The sequence below is a fragment of the Sphingomonas sp. SP4 genome, assembly GCF_058313375.1.
In genome coordinates this window covers 1,173,139-1,191,809 of sequence record NZ_JBZFLE010000001.1, presented here as the reverse complement: position 1 = coordinate 1,191,809, position 18,671 = coordinate 1,173,139, and the positions used below count along the sequence as shown (strand labels likewise).

17 protein-coding genes and 1 tRNA gene are annotated in these 18,671 nt (G+C 61.9%); 10 read left to right on the top strand and 8 right to left on the bottom strand.

The annotated features are described in order from the left end of the window. Nucleotides 1-125 precede the first annotated feature (125 nt). The 3 genes from AC4GYV_RS06030 to AC4GYV_RS06020 form a co-directional block, all read right to left on the bottom strand. On the bottom strand, nucleotides 126-1,925 hold the full coding sequence (locus AC4GYV_RS06030; RefSeq protein ID WP_491099753.1) for a M56 family metallopeptidase: 1,800 nt from the start codon (nucleotides 1,923-1,925) through the stop codon (nucleotides 126-128). Beyond that, the gene (locus AC4GYV_RS06025) at nucleotides 1,925-2,305 is read right to left on the bottom strand and encodes a BlaI/MecI/CopY family transcriptional regulator (RefSeq protein ID WP_491099752.1); all 381 of its coding nucleotides are present in this window, start codon (nucleotides 2,303-2,305) and stop codon (nucleotides 1,925-1,927) included. The genes AC4GYV_RS06030 and AC4GYV_RS06025 overlap by 1 nt, the downstream gene beginning before the upstream one ends. 80 nt (nucleotides 2,306-2,385) lie before the next feature. Beyond that, a tRNA-Ser gene (locus AC4GYV_RS06020) sits at nucleotides 2,386-2,475 on the bottom strand. A 115-nt stretch (nucleotides 2,476-2,590) separates the two neighbouring features. Between AC4GYV_RS06020 and AC4GYV_RS06015 the strand changes: the two genes are divergently transcribed. From AC4GYV_RS06015 to mazG, 9 genes are all read left to right on the top strand, one after another. Next, nucleotides 2,591-3,673: a lytic murein transglycosylase gene (locus tag AC4GYV_RS06015; protein WP_491099751.1), complete on the top strand. Its 1,083-nt coding sequence runs from the start codon at nucleotides 2,591-2,593 to the stop codon at nucleotides 3,671-3,673. Nucleotides 3,674-3,715: 42 nt separating this feature from the next. After that, nucleotides 3,716-4,900 (top strand): D-alanyl-D-alanine carboxypeptidase family protein, encoded by a 1,185-nt coding sequence (locus AC4GYV_RS06010; protein ID WP_491099750.1) that lies wholly within the window; start codon nucleotides 3,716-3,718, stop codon nucleotides 4,898-4,900. After that, entirely contained in the window at nucleotides 4,897-5,523 is a 627-nt protein-coding gene (gene tmk / locus AC4GYV_RS06005; protein WP_491099749.1) for a dTMP kinase, read from the top strand. The genes AC4GYV_RS06010 and tmk overlap by 4 nt, the downstream gene beginning before the upstream one ends. Beyond that, the gene (locus AC4GYV_RS06000; RefSeq protein WP_491099748.1) at nucleotides 5,520-6,500 is read left to right on the top strand and encodes a DNA polymerase III subunit delta'; all 981 of its coding nucleotides are present in this window, start codon (nucleotides 5,520-5,522) and stop codon (nucleotides 6,498-6,500) included. The genes tmk and AC4GYV_RS06000 overlap by 4 nt, the downstream gene beginning before the upstream one ends. Nucleotides 6,501-6,528: 28 nt before the next feature. Beyond that, the gene (gene metG / locus AC4GYV_RS05995) at nucleotides 6,529-8,040 is read left to right on the top strand and encodes a methionine--tRNA ligase (RefSeq protein ID WP_491099747.1); all 1,512 of its coding nucleotides are present in this window, start codon (nucleotides 6,529-6,531) and stop codon (nucleotides 8,038-8,040) included. Then, the gene (locus tag AC4GYV_RS05990) at nucleotides 8,037-8,822 is read left to right on the top strand and encodes a TatD family hydrolase (RefSeq protein WP_491099746.1); all 786 of its coding nucleotides are present in this window, start codon (nucleotides 8,037-8,039) and stop codon (nucleotides 8,820-8,822) included. The genes metG and AC4GYV_RS05990 overlap by 4 nt, the downstream gene beginning before the upstream one ends. Then, a complete protein-coding gene (locus tag AC4GYV_RS05985; protein ID WP_491099745.1) occupies nucleotides 8,812-9,576 on the top strand; it encodes an MBL fold metallo-hydrolase in 765 nt (254 codons plus the stop codon). The genes AC4GYV_RS05990 and AC4GYV_RS05985 overlap by 11 nt, the downstream gene beginning before the upstream one ends. Then, nucleotides 9,573-10,160, top strand: coding sequence for a retropepsin-like aspartic protease family protein (locus AC4GYV_RS05980; protein WP_491099744.1), 588 nt, complete (start codon nucleotides 9,573-9,575; stop codon nucleotides 10,158-10,160). Before AC4GYV_RS05985 ends, AC4GYV_RS05980 begins: the two co-directional genes overlap by 4 nt. 75 nt (nucleotides 10,161-10,235) lie before the next feature. Continuing rightward, a complete protein-coding gene (mazG, locus tag AC4GYV_RS05975) occupies nucleotides 10,236-10,988 on the top strand; it encodes a nucleoside triphosphate pyrophosphohydrolase (protein ID WP_491099743.1) in 753 nt (250 codons plus the stop codon). On the opposite strand, the gene hflX is transcribed toward mazG, so the two are convergent. The 5 genes from hflX to dusB form a co-directional block, all read right to left on the bottom strand. After that, nucleotides 10,967-12,274, bottom strand: a complete 1,308-nt coding sequence (hflX, locus tag AC4GYV_RS05970; protein ID WP_491100396.1) for a GTPase HflX — start codon at nucleotides 12,272-12,274, stop codon at nucleotides 10,967-10,969. The two genes, mazG and hflX, sit on opposite strands and share 22 nt — an antisense overlap. Further along, nucleotides 12,271-12,762: an RNA chaperone Hfq gene (gene hfq, locus AC4GYV_RS05965; RefSeq protein WP_491099742.1), complete on the bottom strand. Its 492-nt coding sequence runs from the start codon at nucleotides 12,760-12,762 to the stop codon at nucleotides 12,271-12,273. The genes hflX and hfq overlap by 4 nt, the downstream gene beginning before the upstream one ends. A 9-nt stretch (nucleotides 12,763-12,771) precedes the next feature. After that, nucleotides 12,772-14,151 carry a nitrogen assimilation response regulator NtrX gene (gene ntrX, locus AC4GYV_RS05960; RefSeq protein ID WP_491099741.1) on the bottom strand — a complete coding sequence of 460 codons (1,380 nt, stop codon included), beginning with the start codon at nucleotides 14,149-14,151 and terminating at the stop codon, nucleotides 12,772-12,774. Continuing rightward, on the bottom strand, nucleotides 14,151-16,376 hold the full coding sequence (locus tag AC4GYV_RS05955) for a sensor histidine kinase NtrY-like (protein ID WP_491099740.1): 2,226 nt from the start codon (nucleotides 16,374-16,376) through the stop codon (nucleotides 14,151-14,153). The genes ntrX and AC4GYV_RS05955 overlap by 1 nt, the downstream gene beginning before the upstream one ends. Before the next feature lie 88 nt (nucleotides 16,377-16,464). Then, nucleotides 16,465-17,463, bottom strand: coding sequence for a tRNA dihydrouridine synthase DusB (dusB, locus tag AC4GYV_RS05950; protein ID WP_491099739.1), 999 nt, complete (start codon nucleotides 17,461-17,463; stop codon nucleotides 16,465-16,467). 65 nt (nucleotides 17,464-17,528) lie between these two features. On the opposite strand from dusB, the gene AC4GYV_RS05945 reads away from it, so the two are divergent. After that, entirely contained in the window at nucleotides 17,529-18,662 is a 1,134-nt protein-coding gene (locus AC4GYV_RS05945) for a bifunctional 2-C-methyl-D-erythritol 4-phosphate cytidylyltransferase/2-C-methyl-D-erythritol 2,4-cyclodiphosphate synthase (RefSeq protein ID WP_491099737.1), read from the top strand. The last annotated feature ends 9 nt before the right edge of the window (nucleotides 18,663-18,671 follow it).

The following is an 18,671-nucleotide window of genomic DNA, read 5'->3' as shown; positions in this document are numbered from 1 at the left end:
CTACATTCTCCTTCACGGGTTCGTCGGGCAAAGCTCGACCGTTCGCCTCTGGGGGGCGTTCATTTCACTTCATTCGCTTCGGATTTGAGGGCGGCTGCTAAGCCGAGAGGTCAGTCTTCATCGGCTCAACCTCCTGGCGGACGCGGTGGGTTGGGTGGCGTCGGCGGCGTTGTCGCCTTCAGCTCAATGAAATCGTCGAGATCGCCGTCGTATCCTGCGGCTCTCTGTCGCCGGATGTAGTCTCCAGTCAGACGAAGAGCGCGGGCTTGAGTTAGCTCATCAGCGTCCAGATTGTTGAAGCCAGCGGCGGCGAGGTCCCGAACATATTCCGGTGTGACGCCGACAGCCTTGAGCTGAATGAAGTCGTCTTCGTCGGCGTCACGAAGCTTCGGCGCCGCGGCGCGAAGAGCTGCCATGTACTGAGGATTCACGCCGAGCGCCCTCAACTGGACTGCTTGCTCGATCGCGTCATCCTTATCCTTGCCCTTGTGGGCGTGGTCGGGACCGAAGCCGGGGATGTCGTCGTCCGCGTCGGCATAAGAGATCGCGGTCGCACCGTTCGGGGCGCGGGCAACGACCTTGCGGCGGCCCTGCGCATCGACGGGGTAAACCGTGACGGTTGCGCCGTTCTGGCTGCGAGCAACGGTGACGCCGTTGGAGCTGCGGACGCTTGAACCGCTCGGGCTGATCGTTTCGAAGTCGCCTGGATTCGGGCCGATCTGGACCGACGGCCTTACCGCCGCGACCGCACCCTGGACCGATGCTGCAACGCCTTCCCCAATGATGCTCGGAAGATCGGTAGGCACGTTGTTGTCCGGGTAATATTCGGATGACGCGGGCAAGTGGGCGCCCGCCTGCTTGCTCGCCGTGGCTACTTTGGCGTTCGTAGCTGCGCCCTTCGGCGTCAGCGTGATCGCAGCTAGTGGAGCGGCAATGGCGACTGCGCCGACGAATACGCCTGCGGCGAAGGAGCGGGCGGCTGGACCGCGTACGGAAGCTCCATCGAGGACCCGGGCAACGCGGCGGGCAAGCGAGCTGCGTGACGGCGCGACGCCGTGGGCACCGAGCAGCAGGCCTGGGCATTCGTGACGCGCAACGCCGACCAGCAGCTCAGCATAGTCCGTGTCGGGAATGTCGGCTGCGAGCACCGCATCGTCGGCCGCTTCTTCACGCAGCTGGTGCGCTTCGCGAGCGAGCATCCAGACAAACGGGTTGAACCAGAAGAGGGCGGTGGCAACGCGGGCCAACAGAAGCTTGATCCAGTCCATCCGGGCAACGTGAGCCAGCTCGTGGGCGATGATCGCTTCTGCCTCACCCTGCGCTTCAACCGCACGATTGTTGAGCAAGATGACGGGACGCATCAGGCCCCAGCTGATTGGCGAAGCGAGCTCGTCGCTCGTCAGCAGAGCGGTGCCATGCTTGAACCCCATGCGACGCTGGGCGCGGGCGAGGGCGCTCAGCCAATGACCATCGACCAGCACTTCGGCCCGTGCACGGAGCGCAATCAGGCGCCCAAGGGCAAGGAGGGTGATGAAAAGCAGGATTGCGGCAGGGACTGCATAGATCGCGGTGGCGGCGGCGATGGTGCCGAGCGATGAGCGCTGTGCAGGCTCTGCAACAGGTGCCTCAGGCTTCGCCGGTGTCGCGATCTTGCTTGTCTTGTCTGCATCGGGAGACGGGCGAACCGGCGCAGCAGTCGCGGGAAGCGTCTGAACTGAAGGCGCCTGGCCCAGCAGAGCAGGAGCTTCAATCCTCCAGCTCGGGAGCACGAGCGGCGCCACTGCAAGCAGAACGAGCGCAACGAGGCCGATATGCGCGACCCACGACCGTTCTGCGGCCGAACGGCGCTTCATCATTGCCAGCAGCGCCAGCGTCGATCCTGCAATGAGCAGCGACTTCAGCGCGATCCCGAGGAGAATGAGCATTACTGGCCCCCTTTTGCTTTCCGGGCGCGGGCAATCATTTGTTCGAGCTCGCTGAGCTCATCGTCCTTGAGACGATCCGACATGCCGAGCAGCGCGCTGGCCGCGTGAGCTGGCGAGCCGTTGAAGAAGACGCGGACGATCTCGCTGAGCGCCGACTTCTTGGCAACGCTGTCCGACACGGCCGGAGCATAAAGGAACCCGCGATCCGATTCGCTGCGGGTCACGTAACCCTTGTCTTCGAGCCTCTTCAGCATGGCTCGCACTGCCGATCCGCTGAGTTGGTCGGGCAACGCTTCGCAGATATCGTTCACGAGCAGCGGACCGCGCTCATAAAGGATATCCACGATCTGGCGTTCACGCGGCGGAAGCTTGCTGAGCATTCGTAGTCTCTCCAATGCGCAGCCGATTCGCCGCGCTACTTTTGTAGAGTGCTACATTTGTAGCGTGAATGCAAGTGCCTTGGCGGAGAGAGTGGGATTCGAACCCACGGTAGGCTTGCACCTACGGCGGTTTTCAAGACCGCTGCCTTAAACCACTCGGCCATCTCTCCTCAGGGCGATTGCCTATCGCGTGTCGGGACGGGACGTGCAAGGCATGCGGTGAACCTAGCTGGCGGGATTCTTGTTTGTTGTCATCCTAGCCTCGGTCGTAATGAGGAGCGTGTTTTGGGCGGGTTGAGCAGCTGGTTTTTGATTGGGGCGTCGGTCGCGTCCATCGGTGCTGCGTCAACGCAAAGCAATTCGGCTCAGTACGCCCAGAGCTACACTTATGGGCAGCCGGCTTACGCTCAGCCGTCGAGCCCCTGGCAGACTTACAAAATGTATCTGGCAGGGCGTGCTCGCAGCGCGGGCGTTCGCGAGGCAACCATCCAGCAAGTTATTCCGGATCTCGATTTCATCCAGCGTGTAGTCGATCTGGATCGCGCGCAGCAGCCGACGGGGGCCAGCGGCTATTATTTACCGTCATTCGGACCTTATCTCGAGCGGCACATCACGACATCCCTCATCAACCGGGGGCAGGCGCGTTACTCATCTCATTGGTCGAATCTCTCTCGGATCCAGTCGCGCTTCGGCGTCGATCCGTCCGTCATTATTGCCATCTATGGCAAGGAAACGAGCTACGGTTCGGTGACCGGTGGCTTCGACCTGCTCGATGCGCTTGCGTCGCTTGCCTACGAGGGAAGGCGGCGGACGATGTTCGAAAACGAATTCATCGCGGCCTTGCGGCTGATGGACCAAGGCGTGAGCCGCCGGCAGTTGAAAGGCAGCTATGCGGGGGCGACAGGCTACCCGCAATTCATGCCGACGGTCGCGCTCCGGCTTCGCTCCGACGGCGACGGGGACGGCTATGCCGATATATGGCGCAGCGAAGATGACGCCTTCGCATCCATCGCCAATTATCTGCGCGACGCTGGCTGGAAGCCGAACCTCCCGTGGGGTGTACCGGCGCGAGTTCCTTCGACTCTCAATCGTGCCGCTATTCGCTCAACGCTCAACCCGCCACGGTGTCCGGCGGTCTACCGCCGTCACAGCCGCTGGCTAACAGTGGCGCAGTGGCGAGGGCTCGGCGTCGTCTCCACGGGTCGGGCGCTCCCGGAAACGGAGCTGGTGACGCTGATGGATACGCCGGGCGCTTACGCCGACGGCTATCTGCTCACGACCAACTATCGCGCGATCCTCGATTATAATTGCTCAAACTTTTACGCGATGGGCGTTGGCCTGCTGGCGAATGCGATAGCTGCACGATAGACAGGGATTCTCTCCAGCCAGCCGAGGGATTCCCGTTCTACAATGCGTAAGAATATTCTCACCGTCGCAGCCGCCTCAACCCTGCTTGCGACAGCCGCACCCGCGGCCGCGCCTCAATTCGAAACAGAGGCGAAAGTCGCTTATTTGATCGACCTCTCATCGGGTGCCGTCCTCTACGCGAAGAACGCCGACGTCCGGATGCCGCCGGCCTCCATGGCGAAGATGATGACGACAGACGTCGCCTTCGAGCTCATCGACAGCGGTCAGCTGCCGCTCAACAAGATGTGCACGGTCCGGCCTGAGACCTGGCAAAAGTGGCACGGCCCTCAGGCCGGATCCACCATGTTCCTGAGCCCCAACGAGCAGGTGAGCGTCGAGAATTTGCTCAAAGGCATCGTGACCCTGTCGGGCAATGACGCGTCGGTAGTTCTGGCCGAGTGCATCGCCGGCACCGAGCAGGCCTTCACCGACCAGATGAACGCGCTGGCAAAGAAGATCGGCCTGACGAACAGCCACTTCGGAACTGCTAATGGCTGGCCGGACAATGGGGTGACCTATGTAACGGCACGGGACCTTGCGACGCTGGCACGCTACGAGATTGAGAACCATTACAAGCTCTACAAGGAGTTCTACTCGCTGCCGAGCTTCACCTGGGGCAAGACGCTCGGATCAAACGCGGACATCACCCAGGCGAACCGCAACCCGATCCTGGGCGTCGTGCCCGGTGCGGACGGACTGAAGACCGGACACACCGATGAAGCGGGCTACGGCTTCACGGGATCGGCCGAGCAGAACGGGCGGCGCCTGATCGAGGTGGTTGCGGGCCTCCCCAGCTGGAATGCGCGGGTCAACGAATCCAAGCGGCTGATGGAGTGGGGCTTCGGTGCCTGGCAGGCAAAGCCATTGTTCCAGTCCGGCGCAAAGGTTGGGACGGCCAAGGTTCAGCTTGGCAGTTCGAGCGAAGTATCCCTGGTCGCGCCGCGCAACTTGGCCGTCACGGTGCCTGCCGGCCTCCTTTCGGGCGGCGGCGCGACGAAGATGAAGGTGCGCTACGACGGTCCGATCGCGGCTCCTATCAAGAAGGGGCAGCACATCGCCGACCTAGTGATCACCACCGGAGATACGCCCCCGCAGGTCGTGCCGCTGGTAGCGGGCGAGGATGTCGGCAAGGCCGGCTTCTTTGCGCGCATCTGGATCGGGCTTAAGCAACTCATCGGAATGGCGTGACGGCGCGGGGGCGCTTCATCAGCCTCGAAGGCGGGGAAGGGGTCGGCAAATCCACGCAGGTGAAGGCGCTAGCTTCAGCGCTGGAGCAACGCGGGATCTCGACGGTGATTACGCGTGAACCCGGCGGAAGCGCCGGTGCCGAAGCCATCCGCGAGCTTCTCCTGCAGGGGGATGAGTCCCGCTGGGGAGCGGAGGCCGAGGCGCTCCTCTTTGCTGCAGCACGCGCCGACCATGTGCAGAAGACTATTCGCCCTGCGCTAGAGGGCGGCCAGTGGGTGCTGTCGGACCGCTCCGTGGACAGCTCGCTGGCTTACCAAGGTGGTGCGGGCGGCTTAGGAATCGAGAACGTTCGGGCGATCAACGCCTTCGGCATCGGTGACGGCTTCCCCGACCGGACGCTCATTCTGACCCTGGACGAAGGTCATGAGAGGGCACTGCAGCGCGATCAGGACGAATCTGATCGCATCGGCGGCCGCCCGCGCGAATATCACTACAAGGTCGAGACCGCCTTCCGCCTCATTGCAGCGGAGGAGCCCGATCGCGTGCGCCTGATCGACGCCTCCGGCAGTCCGGAGGAAGTGACGAAGCGTCTGCTGGACGCCATCGAGGACCTCCTGCCGTGATCATTGGTCAAGATCGCGCTGTCGAACAGTTTGCGAGCGCCTGGGCGTCTCGAAAGCTGCACCATGCCTGGCTGCTCGCGGGGCCCAAGGGCGTCGGCAAGGCGAGCTTCGCCGCTGCCGCCGCGCGTCGCGTGCTGGCGGATGCGGCAGGCCCACCCTTCAACGTACCCGGGATCGAAACTCCAGCGGATCATCCGACCGTCAAACTGATCGAAGCGGGCAGCCATCCGGACATGCGCTGGTTGCAGCGCCTCGTGAACGAGAAGACCGGCAATCTGGCGCGCAATATCAGCGTCGATCAGGTGCGCGGCCTAGGCGAGTTCATGTCTCTGACGCCAGCCTTCTCACCATGGCGTGTGGCCGTTTTCGACAGCATGGATGACCTCGAACCGTCCGCTGCCAACGCGCTGCTCAAAATGCTCGAGGAACCGCCGGCAAACACGTTGTTCTTTCTGGTGAGCCACGCGCCGGGCCGGCTGCTTCCGACGATAAGGTCGCGCTGTCGTAGGCTGGATTTTCAGGCGCTCGACGATGCCGCCATGACGTCAATCCTGGAAGCTGAGGCGCCCAGCCTGAAGGCTACAGATCGCGATCGTATTATATCGATGTCATTTGGGTCGGCGGGGCGGGCACTGGCTTTCGCCGAACTTGATCTCGCTAAGCTCGAAGACGCCGCGCTCACAATCATTCGGCAGGGTGATCCGACGAATGCCCGACGATCAGAGCTGGCATCGGAGCTGGGCAAGAAAGCGTCGGCGGAACGCTATGCTGCTTTCCTTGAACTCGCTCCATCACTGATCGCTCGTGAGGCCCGCTCCGCGGAAGGCAGCCGTCTGGAACGTGCGCTGGACGCCTATGCCAGGGCGCGCGAAATTTCGGCACTGGCACCGCGCCTCTCGCTCGATCCCGCGGCGACCGTTTTTCAGATCGGCGGCATTCTCGCAGAAGTTGCTGGCCCGGCTTCCTTGAAGCGCTAGGCGGCGCCCGCTAGGGCTCGGCACGAATATGTCCGATCCCTTCTACATCACAACCGCCATCAGCTACCCGAACGGCCCGCCGCACATTGGGCACGCCTATGAGGCGATTGCTGCCGACGCGATGGCGCGTTTCCAGCGGAGCCAAGGGCGTGACGTGCGCTTCCAGACGGGTACTGACGAACATGGGCTGAAGATGGCTCAGGCTGCGCGCGGCCAAGGCGTTGAGCCACGTGATTTTGCCGACAAGATGTCACGCCTTTTCCAAGACATGTGCGACACTCTTAACGTTTCGTACGACCGGTTCATTCGCACGTCCGAGCCGGATCATTATCGCGCGAGCCAGGCAATCTGGAGAGCGATGGAGGAGAGGGGAGACCTCTATCTCGGCCGCTATGAAGGTTGGTACTCGGTTCGCGACGAAGCCTATTACGACGAGGGTGAGATCACTGAAGGCGAGGGCGGCGAAAAGCTCTCGCCCCAAGGTACTCCCGTCGAGTGGACCGTAGAGGAGAGCTGGTTCTTCAGGCTCTCGAAGTATCAGCAGAAGCTGCTCGATCTTTATGCGGCCAATCCGGACTTCATTCGTCCGGAGAGCCGCCGCAACGAGGTGGTCCGCTTCGTCGAAGGCGGATTGTCCGACCTCTCGATCTCCCGCACCAGCTTCGATTGGGGCGTTCCGGTGCCCGGCAGCGACGGCCACGTCATGTATGTCTGGCTCGACGCGCTAACCAACTACATCACGGGCCTCGGCTATCCTGACGATACTGAGCTGTGGCGCGGCTTCTGGCCAGCGAACGTGCATCTTATCGGCAAGGACGTCGTCCGTTTTCACGCCGTCTACTGGCCTGCGTTCCTGATGAGCGCTGGTATCGCGCTGCCGAAGCAGGTCTATGGTCACGGCTTCCTGCTCAGCCGCGGTGAGAAGATGTCGAAGAGCGTCGGCAACGTCGTCGACCCGATGGTTCTGGCCGATCGTTTTGGAGTCGATGCGCTACGTTACTTCCTGCTGCGCGAAGTCACGTTTGGGCAGGACGGCAGTTATAGCGCGGAAGCAATCGTAAACCGCGCTAATGCGGAACTGGCCAACAGCTTCGGCAATCTCGCCCAACGTACCTTGTCCATGATCTTCAAGAACTTGGACGGTATTCTTCCTGCGCCGGGTGAGGCAGCAGAGGATGAGGACCTGCTCACGCTCGTAAAGCAGATCACCAAGAAGGAAATGGTCGAGCAGTTCGACCGCTTTGGCTTCTCGTTCGCGATCGATGCCTGGATGAAGGCCGTGTTTGCCTGCAACTCCTATGTCGACGCCCAGGCACCCTGGACGCTTCGCAAGACGGACCCAGATCGGATGGCGGCCGTGCTTGGGACGCTCGTCGCTGCCGTCCGCGAGCTCGCCCAGGCGATCGCGCCCGTGATTCCTGAGTCAGCGGATAAGCTCCTCACTCTGCTCGAAGCTGGTGAGGTCGGTGCGCCGATTGCTCAGCCGACGCCTCTCTTCCCCCGCCTCGAGCTTTCGGAGGACGAGGAGGCGGCGGCATGAGGCTGATCGATAGCCATTGCCACCTCAACTATGAGGGATTGGTCGAGCGCCAGGACGAAGTGCTCGACGATGCCCGCGAGCGCGGCGTGAAAGGCTTCCTGAACATTTCCACGCGCCAGCGGGAGTGGGCTGACGTCATTTCCGTTGCCGAACGTCATTCCGACGTCTGGGCAAGTGTTGGGGTGCACCCGCATGAAGCCGATGCGCATCCCGATCTCGGCGCTACGGCGCTGGCCCACGCGACCGACCATCCGCGGGTCGTCGCCATCGGTGAGTGCGGGCTCGATTATTATTACGACAAGTCCGACCGCGACGCGCAGCGCGAGCGCTTCCAAGCGCATATCGAGGCCGCCCGGCAGACCGGATTGCCATTGATTGTCCACACGCGCGACGCGGAGGAGGATACGGCCGAGATTCTGACCGCCGCAGTGAAGCAGGGCGGCGTCCGCGGTGTGCTGCATTGCTTTACGGGTTCGGCCGATCTTGCTCGCAAGGCGCTGGATCTCGGGTTCTTCATCTCGTTGTCGGGCATCGTCACGTTCAAGAATGCCGCCGACCTTCAGGAAACGGCGCGATGGCTGCCGTCAGACCAGATGCTGGTGGAAACCGATGCGCCGTTCCTGGCTCCCGTTCCGCACCGGGGACAGCAATGTGAGCCGGCGTTCGTCGCCGATACAGCTGCGTTTGTGGCTGATCTGAGAGGCGAAACGTCCGACGCATTAGGCGAAGCCACCAGCGCCAACTTCTTCAAGCTTTTCAACAAGGCAGCGGGTGAAGCTTAGGATCCTCGGCTGCGGGACCTCGACGGGGGTTCCGAAGATCGGGAACGATTGGGGCCACTGCGATCCAGCAGAATCGCGGAATGCTCGCTCACGCTCATCGCTCCTGGTGGAGAGTGGTGAAGAGAGGCTCCTCGTCGATTGCGGCCCCGACCTGCGGCGGCAGCTACTCGATGCGTCGGTAGGCCAACTGGATGCCGTCATCGTGACCCATGCACACGGCGACCATTGTCATGGTATCGATGAGCTCAGGCCCGTGTCGCAGGCGATCGGTACGCCAGTGCCGCTTTACGCTAGGCCTGAGGTGCTCGCGGAGCTTCGCCTTCGGTTCGCTTACGCCTTCGCCCAATCCGAATTCTATCGTCCCATCGTCGAGGCTCGGGAGATTGGAGACGGACTGCGTCTTGGCGAGGCGCGGCTCCGCGTCGTTGATCAGCCCCACGGCGGTCCTAGTGCGCTGGGATTGCGCTTCGACGCAGGCGAACGGTCGGCTGCCTATGCCGTCGACTTCAATGACTTAACCGACGATATGGCCGCTCTTTATGAGGGCTTGGACGTATGGATCGCCGACTGCCTCACACGTAGTCCGCATCCTACGCACATGAACCTCGACAAGCTTCTTGCGATGGCGCGTGAATTGCGGGTTGGACAATTGTATCTGACGCATATGGGCAATGGTCTCGACTACCGGACTCTTGTTGCTGAGCTGCCGGACTGGGCCGCGCCCGCTCATGACGGGCTGGAGATTGTCCTGTGAGCAACAGCCTGATGCTTGGTGGTCTTTATCTGCTGATGGCGATCATGCTGATTGCTGGATCACTCATCTCGCGTCGCGAGCCGCTCGGGAAAATGCTCAAGATGGCGCTGGCCTGGGTGGTGATCTTCGGCGCGGGGTTCGTGCTTTTCACGTTTCGGGACAATTTCAGCATGCTCGGTCAGCGATTGAAAGCCGAGGCGGTTGGCACACCCGTGCAGGACGGCAAGGAAACTCGCATTCCCATGGCTATCGACGGCCATTTCTGGGTCGATGCCAAGGTGAATGGAAAGGACGTGAAGTTCCTCGTCGACAGCGGCGCGACGATGACGACGATCGACCGGGAGACCGCTGCCAAGGCCGGCGTGCCTGTGACTGGAGCCAAGGATCAATTCGTTCGAACCGGGAACGGGATCATCCGCGTATCGAGTGGCCGTGCCGACAAAATCCAGGTGGGCGAGATCGTTCGAAACAACGTCGGCATACAAGTCGCGGACAACGACGATCTGAACGTGCTTGGCATGAATTACCTGTCGACCCTCAGCCGCTGGAGCGTTGAGGGGCGATGGCTGGTTCTCGTCTCCTGATGTTGGCACTACTTTACATAATGCATATTATCATACTTTCGGATCGACACATTGGAATGTGCGAAAAGGTCCCTCATGCCGCTTGAGCGTTTGCGCGAGATCATGCGCCGTCTTCGTGATCCGGTAAGCGGCTGCGAATGGGACACGGTGCAGACTTTCTCGACGATCGCGCCTTACACCATCGAGGAAGCATACGAGGTCGCGGACGCCATCGCCCGTGACGACATGGATGCCTTGGCCGACGAGCTTGGCGATCTCCAACTCCAGGTCGTCTTCCATTCGCAGATGGCCGAGGAAGCTGGTCAGTTCACGCTCGAAGACGTCCTCGAGCGCATCTCCGACAAGATGGAACGCAGGCACCCGCACATCTTCGGCGATGCTGAACATGGCGGCCATCATCTCTGGGAAAAGATCAAAGCGGACGAGCGAGCGGCCAAGCCGGACAAAAGCGCGCTTGCTGGCGTCGCCTTGGCTCTCCCCGCGCTCGAGCGTGCCGCGAAGTTGCAGCGGCGCGCAGCCCGCGTAGGCTTCGATTGGCCTGATGTGTCCGGACCACGGGCAAAGATTGACGAAGAGCTCGCTGAGCTAGAAGCCGAGACGGAACACCCGCGAATGCTTGAGGAGCTTGGTGATCTCCTCTTCGCTGTCGTGAACCTCGCACGGCATCTCAACATTGAGCCGGAAGCCGCTTTGCGCGAAGCCAATCGCAAGTTTGAGCAGCGGTTTCGCGCGATCGAGCATACGCCCGGCTTTTCCCACATGTCGCTGGAGGAAAAAGAAGAGCTTTGGGTAGCTGCTAAAGCCGCTCAGGCCGACTCGAGCGCCTGAAAGCGCGCCCAATTATCGGGCGACAACCGCACCGAAAGTTCCATCTCGTCGTGATCGATCTTTTGGTCGAGCACTTCGCCCCGTGAGTGCAGCCAGGCGATCTTGCTTCCCTCGGTCGCGGGCACCCGGATCGTATGGACCTGCTCGCCAGACCTCAGGCATTCGGCCATGCGCTCGCGAAGCGCATCGAGACCTTCACCGGTCACGGCCGAGATCGGAACCACATCCTCGCGTCGCTTCGACTCCTCGATGAGCCGCTCGCGTTCCTCCGGATGGAGGAGGTCGATCTTATTCCAGGCCTCGATCCGCGGCGGAGCCCCCTCCTCGGCCAGTCCAAGCGACTTCAGGACGTCGTCGACGTCCTCGCGCTGGGCCTCCCTGTCGGGATGCGCCATGTTGCGGACGTGGACGAGCAGGTCGGCCGAAGCGACCTCTTCGAGGGTGGCTCGGAAAGCAGCGATCAGCTCTGTCGGCAGGTCGGAGACGAACCCGACCGTGTCGGACAGGATCACCTTATCGAAACCCGGCAGCCGAATGTCGCGCATCGTAGGATCGAGCGTCGCGAACAGCAGGTTTTCCGCAAATACGCCTTCGCCAGTCAGGCGATTGAAGAGCGTCGACTTCCCCGCGTTCGTGTAACCGACGAGCGCGATCACCGGCCAAGGCGCACGCTGCCGACGATCGCGGTGAAGCGAACGCGTACGTTTTACCTGGTCCAGCTCACGCCGAATCTTTGCCATGCGGTCGCGGATCAAACGGCGGTCGGCCTCGATCTGCGTTTCGCCCGGACCGCCGAGAAACCCGAAGCCGCCTCGCTGGCGCTCAAGGTGGGTCCAGCTGCGCACCAGGCGGCCTGCCTGATAGTCGAGATGGGCAAGTTCCACTTGCAAACGACCTTCGGCCGTGGCCGCGCGCTCACCAAAAATCTCCAGAATGAGCCCGGTGCGATCGATCACCTTGGTGCCGGCCTCGGTCTCCAGGTTCTTCTGCTGAATCGGCGTCAGCGCCGCATCGACGATCAGCAGGCCCGCATTCTGCTCCTTCGCAATCTCGGCGATCTCTTCGACCTGGCCCTTCCCTAGCAAGGTCGCGGGCCGCATTGTGCGGACACGAAAGGCCTTGGCCGCGACGACATCGATGCCGATCGCCTCCGCTAGCCCCTCAGCTTCCTCCAAACGCGCGTCAGCGGACCGGCGCGAACCTTCGCGCGGCAGTTCTGGGACCGCGATGATGGCATGTTCGCCGCGGGCAACCTCGGTTTCGCCGTGGCCGTCGTACTCGTTCAGGACTCGCTCTCCTCACCATCGCTGCCAGGCTGGTCCAGGTTGAGCGGATGCGCAGGCTGAAGCGTCGACAGCGCGTGCTTGTATACGAGCTGGATCTGCCCGCCACGCTCAAGCACCACACTGAACTGATCGAACCCGGTGACCGTACCTTGAAGCATCACGCCATTGACGAGGAAGAGGGTCATTCGTTCCGCGTCGCGTGCCGCCGCGGCCAGGAACACGTCTTGAAGCGCGGCCTTGGCACCCTGCTCTCCAGCTGTTGTCGGAACGAAGTCTGCGGGCGGCTCGGACGGCATGATAGTCGAAATGCTGTGTTTGTAGACAAGCTGCGAAGTCCCATCGCGGCGAAGCAATAGGGAAAAGGCATCGAACCAGGTGATCACTCCCTGCAGCTTGACGCCTTTGACGAGGAAGATCGTGACCGGGAGCTTGGCTCGACGGACGCTGTTCAGGAAATGATCCTGCAGGCTCAGCGAACGTGCAGCCATGACGCCTCCTTATTCTTCCTCATCCCTCTTATCACCGATGCCCAAAGCCTTGAGTTTCCGGTGCAAAGCCGAACGTTCCATGCCGATGAACGAGGCGGTCCGGGAGATGTTGCCCGAGAAGCGGCGGATCTGGATTTTGAGATACTCACGCTCAAAGGACTCGCGCGCTTCCCGAAGTGGGCTTCCCATGATCACCATGGTCGTCGCGGAACCGCCCATGCCGCTCTGGTTGTCCAGAATGTCTGGCGGCAGCAGGTCTACATCGATGGACTGGCGGTCACCTGGAGCAAGGATGACAGTCCGCTCAATGATATTGCGCAGCTGACGGATGTTGCCCGGCCAATCATGCGCTTGAAGCGCGGCCATGGCTTCTTCCGAAATACGCATCGGTGGCATGCGGCGCTCCGCTGCGAAGCGCGCAAGGAAGTGGCTCACAAGCTCCGGAATATCTTCGCGGCGTTCGCGCAGCGGCGGCAGGCGCACAGGAACGACGTTGAGCCGGTAGAAGAGGTCTTCCCGGAAGCGTCCCGCGGAAATCTCATCCTGCAGGTTACGGGACGAGGCCGAGAGCACACGGACGTCGACTTTCACCGGACGCTGACCACCAACGCGATGATAGCTCTGATCAGTCAGGACGCGCAGGATCTTGGCTTGGGTCGTCGCAGGCATGTCCGCGATTTCATCCAGGAACAAAGTCCCGCCATGGGCATGCTCCAGGAGGCCGGGGCGCATGACCCCGTCCGTTTCGGAGCCGAACAATTCTTCTTCCACTCGCTCCGGGCTCATCATCGCGGCGCTGAGGACGATGAATGGCGCCTTCGCACGCGGGCTCCACTGGTGGATCATCCGTGCTGCGATTTCTTTCCCGACGCCCGGCGGGCCAGAGATCAGGACGCGGCTGCCGGTGGGAGCGACGCGCTTCAGGGTAGCGCGCACGGTGTTGATCGCTACCGAGCTTCCGTGAAGCTGGTCCTCGTGACCGACCTGCTGTCGCAAGGTTTCGTTCTCGCGACGCAGGCGCTCGGTCTCGGTTGCGCGGTCGACGAGATAGATCAGCCGCTCGGCCTCGAAGGGCTTCTCGATAAAGTCGATGGCCCCTTCCCTCACCGCGGCGACGGCCGTGTCGAGATTGCCGTGACCCGAGATCATCAGCACCGGGATTGTGGAATCGCGGCGTTTGATTTCCTGAAGCAGCTGGAGCCCATCGAGCCGCGATCCCTGCAACCATACATCAAGCAGCACCATCGAAGGCCTGCGGTCTTCCAGCGCTTCCAGCGTCGCATTGCTGTCTGCGGCAGTGCGGACCTCATAGCCTTCATCTTCGAGCACGCCGCTAACGAGCTCGCGGATGTCGGCTTCGTCGTCCACCACCAATACTTCAAGCGCCATCAGGCTTCCTCGCCATCTTCATTTTGTTCGTTTGATTCAGTTTCTTCGCCACCGAGCGCAGCGAGCTTCGCTGTGTCGAACGCGATCCGCACGTGCGTTCCGCCGCCCGGCCGGTCGAGGAATGCGATCTCGCCCATATGTTCCTCGACGATCTTCTTCACGATTGCGAGCCCAAGGCCAGTACCGCGGACGCGCGTCGTCATGTACGGCTCGGTCAGGCGCTCTCGGTCTTCAGGCAGACCAATACCCGTATCAAGCACGTCAATGACGAGGTGAGCATCCTCCTCGTGCAGCTTCAGCTCGACCCGATCCCCGGCAAGGCTATGCTCACCACGAGCCTTTCGTCCTTCGATAGCTTCAACGCCATTCTTCACAACATTTGTGAGCGCCTGAGAAAGTTGCCGTCGGTCGCAAACCATGCGGAACTCACCTTCCGGCGGGCTCAACACGAAGCTGATCCCGGGGTGTGCCACTTCGTGCAGGAAGAGTGCTTGCCGCGCGATTTCATGCACATTCTCATCGCGGAAGATGGGCTTCGGCATCCGCGCGAAGTTGGAGAATTCATCGACCATCCGCCGAAGGTCGCCGACCTGGCGAACGATCGTGCCAGTCAGACGCTCGAAGGTCTCCTGATCTGAGGAGATCTCCTGACCAAAGCGGCGTTGCAAGCGCTCGGCCGCAAGCTGGATCGGCGTGAGCGGGTTCTTGATCTCATGCGCAATGCGGCGAGCGATGTCTGACCAGGCAGCGCGGCGCTGATCGCTCAGCTGGTCCGTGATGTCGTCGAAGGTGAGCACCGAACCGTCCTGATAGCGCACGCGCTTAACCGCGAGCGTTCGCTGCCCGCTGTCTGCGACGATCATTACGTTCGCGTCCGACTTCTCCCCCCGCATGAACTCGTCGAGGTCCGGCGCGACGGAGGCGAGAGTCTTTCCTTCAAGCTCTTCCTGACTCTTTTGAAGGAGCGTCTCAGCAGACCGGTTTACGAGCAGCAGCCGCCGCGATGTGTCGAGCGCGATCACGCCAGCGGTAACGCTCGACATAACTGCCTCCATGAAGGCGCGGCGGGCATCCAGCTGCGTGTTGGCCGTCCGAAGAGCGCCTGTCTGTTCGTCCAGACGTCCCGCCATGCGATTGAACGCACTGGCGAGTATTTGGATTTCGTCCTCCGTATCAGCGACCGGCACCCTGGCGGAGAAGTCACCTTCCTCGATCCGTCCTGCCGCCCCGACGAGCTCGCCCACAGGTCGGACTAGACGGTCAGCAATCTTAAGCGCCGTAAAGATCGAGACGCCAACGATAATCAGCGCGCCTAGAAGCAAAGCGGCGTTGAAGCGCAACTGGTTCACGCGCGAACGAGCAAGGAGGGTGTGATAGTCCTCCAAAACCGCATTTGCCTGCCTGATCTGCTGTCTAAACTGCGGATCGAACACGCGCGCCGCATAGAGGTAGGTGTCCGGGCCGAAGTCTAACCTAGTCACTGCGCCAATACGGTCGGCCGACTTGATCGACACGACCTGCTCCTTCGCGAGCGCCGTCAGCGCCGAGGTCGGGATGTCTCGGGTCAGGGGCCGGTCATAAGGATCGACCAGAGCGATCGTCCGGATTTGCTTGTCTTTGCCAAAGGTGAAGATGATCGCTTCTGAGAGATTGCGGTTCAGCACCTGATTCCGCGCGAAAGCCTCTTGGAATCGCGGATCTTCCAGCGTCGTCATGCGAAGATAAGTGGCCAAGTCGTTGCTGGCGGTGACGGTCTCGTTGGAGACTCGATCCACCTCACGTTGATAGCTCGCACTTGCCACTTGGACGGTGCTCTCGAGCATGCTTCGCGCGCGATTTGAGGACCAAAAATTCAGGCCGCTCTGAAAGAGTAAGGACGCGAAGATAGCGACCAGGACCGTTGGGACCGCGGCGATTAGAGTGAACAACGCGACGAGGCGGATGTGAAGCTGGCCGCTGCCCAAGCCACCCTGCTCTGCTCGTCTGACTGCCAACTTGCGCGCGTACAGCGCCATCAGCCCGATCGCCGGCAGAAGAATGGCGATTAGGAGAAGCGCGATCAGAGGCGGTGAAAGCAGTGTTCCTGGTTCCGCGCCACGCTTCAGAAGCCAAACGCTCGCGCCGACCATCGCAACCAGAAAAAGGGCCAGTAGCACGCTAACGCGGTCGTAAAAGCGGCCGCTCGCCCGCTCCCGTTGAAGCCAGCTTTCCCGTCTCGATATCACCGGCGATTCGGCTGCACGCGCATCCATTCGCTCCGGACCTAGCATGGCCGTTGCATGAAAAACACAGTTGTGACGCGATGAATGGGAGTCAGGCGGCGGTTCGTTTCAGCCAAGGCGAATAAAAGTCCCGCAGCACACGGATAACGACTGCGGGATCATCCTGCTGGTTCGCCTTGTTGCGAAGCTCAGCCGAGCCCGGAAGGCCCTTTGTGTACCAACCGATATGCTTGCGGGCGAGGTTCACGCCCGTGTGCGTGCCGTACAGCTGCAGCATGTCTTCATATTGCTCGAGCATCGCGTCGAGCTGCTCATCCAAGCTCGGATCGGGCCGGTGCCCTCCCCCCGTCAGCTCAGACATCACCTGGCCGACGAGCCACGGTCGCCCATAAGCCCCGCGGCCGATCATCACCCCGTCAGCACCCGACTGACGAAGCGCCTCGCGTGAATCTTCGATCGAGCAAATGTCACCGTTGACGATGACCGGAACCGATACCGCTTCCTTCACGCGCCGCACGAAGCTCCAGTCCGCCTCGCCTTTGTACATCTGGCAGCGGGTGCGGCCGTGGATGGTGATCATCTGAACGCCCAGATCCTCGGCGATGCGCGCGAGCTCCGGTGCATTCAGGTTCTCGTGGTTCCAGCCCATGCGGGTCTTGAGCGTCACCGGAACCTTCACCGCCTTGACCGTGGCTTCAATGAGCCGAGCCGCCAGCGGCAAGTCTCGCATCAGCGCCGACCCCGCCTCCCCGTTCACGACCTTCTTCACGGGGCAGCCCATGTTGATGTCGATGATCGCTGCGCCGCGCTGCTCGTTGAGCTTGGCGGCCTCGGCCATGATATGCGGCTCGCAGCCGGCGAGTTGCACCGAGACCGGCTCCTCCGCCGGATCCCACATCGCCTTCTGCAATGACTGACGCGTCTCGCGGACCATCGCCTGACTCGCGATCATCTCACTTACGGTGAGACCTGCCCCATAGCGCTTCACGATGCGCCGGAACGGCAGGTCGGTGACAGCCGTCATCGGCGCCAGAATCACCGGCGCGTCGATCCTCACGGGACCGATCGAGATGGGCTTCAGCTCACTCATGGGTCTGGCGCAGATAGTGGAGAAGCCCTTGGCGGACAAGGCAAGCGGTCCTAAGCGGCGCGCCCATGACACTAACCGCCCTCATTGTTGCAGCTGGCAAAGGCGAGCGCCTGGGCGGCGGCGTGCCAAAGCAATATCGCGCGCTAGGCGGAAAGCCGGTTCTGCGCTGGGCGGTGGAGTCCCTTATTGGTCATCCCGCCGTGCGATCCACGCGGGTGGTGATTGGGCAAGGACAGCGGGAAGCCGCGGCTTCCGCGCTGGAGGGGCTGGACGTAGGTCACCTTATCGAAGGCGGAGCGGAGCGATCGGATTCCGTTAAGGCTGGCCTAGCTGCGATCGAAGGCGATGCCGTGCTAGTCCATGACGCCGCGCGGCCTTTTTGCCCTGCAGCAGTCATCGACAGGCTCGTTGCCCAACTCGAGTTCTTCGAGGGCGCAGCGCCGGTCCTTCCAGTCGGAGATACGCTTGCTCGCTCTTCTGGCCAGTTGGGCGAAGCAGTAGACCGCGAAGGAATGGTCCGGGTCCAAACCCCGCAGGCCTTTCAACTGGACGCCTTGCGCCGTGCCTACGGCCTTTGGTCAGGAGGTCCGCCGACCGATGAAACGACCGTCCTTCGTGCTGCCGGAATGAAAGTCGCCACCGTCGAAGGCGATGTATCGCTCGAAAAGCTCACCACGCCGGGAGACTTCCAGCGTGCTGAGCAGTGGCTCGCGGGACGTTTGTCGCCGCGAACCGGCATAGGTTTTGACGTTCATGGCTTTGCCGGAGACGGACCGATCATGCTTGGAGGCATCGCAATCCCCCATTCACGAGGGCTTGCCGGACACAGTGACGCGGACGTCGTCCTCCATGCGATCACCGATGCACTCCTCGGCACGGCAGGGTTAGGAGACATCGGTGAGCACTTCCCGCCCTCCGATCCGCAGTGGAAAGGCGCTTCGTCCGATCGCTTTCTCAGCCATGCCGCTGATCTGCTTCGTGCGCGGGGCGCGATCATCGACCATGTTGACTGCACGATCATCTCCGAGGAACCGAAAATCGGGCCGCATCGGTCGGCAATGCGGGTCCGGATCGCCGAGATCCTCGGTCTCGTCATCGATCAGGTCAGCATCAAGGCGACGACGTCTGAAGGGCTTGGTTTCACAGGCCGTCGCGAAGGCATCGCAGCTCAGGCGGTTGCGAGCGTCCGCCTGCCCTGAGCAGGGCCA

Excerpts from the sequence above, each read along its gene's own strand:
- AC4GYV_RS06030 (WP_491099753.1), bottom strand. The coding sequence starts at position 1,925 with ATGCTCATTCTCCTCGGGATCGCGCTGAAGTCGCTGCTCATTGCAGGA.
- AC4GYV_RS06025 (WP_491099752.1), bottom strand. The coding sequence starts at position 2,305 with ATGCTCAGCAAGCTTCCGCCGCGTGAACGCCAGATCGTGGATATCCTT.
- AC4GYV_RS06010 (WP_491099750.1), top strand. The coding sequence starts at position 3,716 with ATGCGTAAGAATATTCTCACCGTCGCAGCCGCCTCAACCCTGCTTGCG.
- metG (WP_491099747.1), top strand. The coding sequence starts at position 6,529 with ATGTCCGATCCCTTCTACATCACAACCGCCATCAGCTACCCGAACGGC.
- AC4GYV_RS05990 (WP_491099746.1), top strand. The coding sequence starts at position 8,037 with ATGAGGCTGATCGATAGCCATTGCCACCTCAACTATGAGGGATTGGTC.
- mazG (WP_491099743.1), top strand. The coding sequence starts at position 10,236 with ATGCCGCTTGAGCGTTTGCGCGAGATCATGCGCCGTCTTCGTGATCCG.
- hfq (WP_491099742.1), bottom strand. The coding sequence starts at position 12,762 with ATGGCTGCACGTTCGCTGAGCCTGCAGGATCATTTCCTGAACAGCGTC.
- ntrX (WP_491099741.1), bottom strand. The coding sequence starts at position 14,151 with ATGGCGCTTGAAGTATTGGTGGTGGACGACGAAGCCGACATCCGCGAG.
- dusB (WP_491099739.1), bottom strand. The coding sequence starts at position 17,463 with ATGAGTGAGCTGAAGCCCATCTCGATCGGTCCCGTGAGGATCGACGCG.
- AC4GYV_RS05945 (WP_491099737.1), top strand. The coding sequence starts at position 17,529 with ATGACACTAACCGCCCTCATTGTTGCAGCTGGCAAAGGCGAGCGCCTG.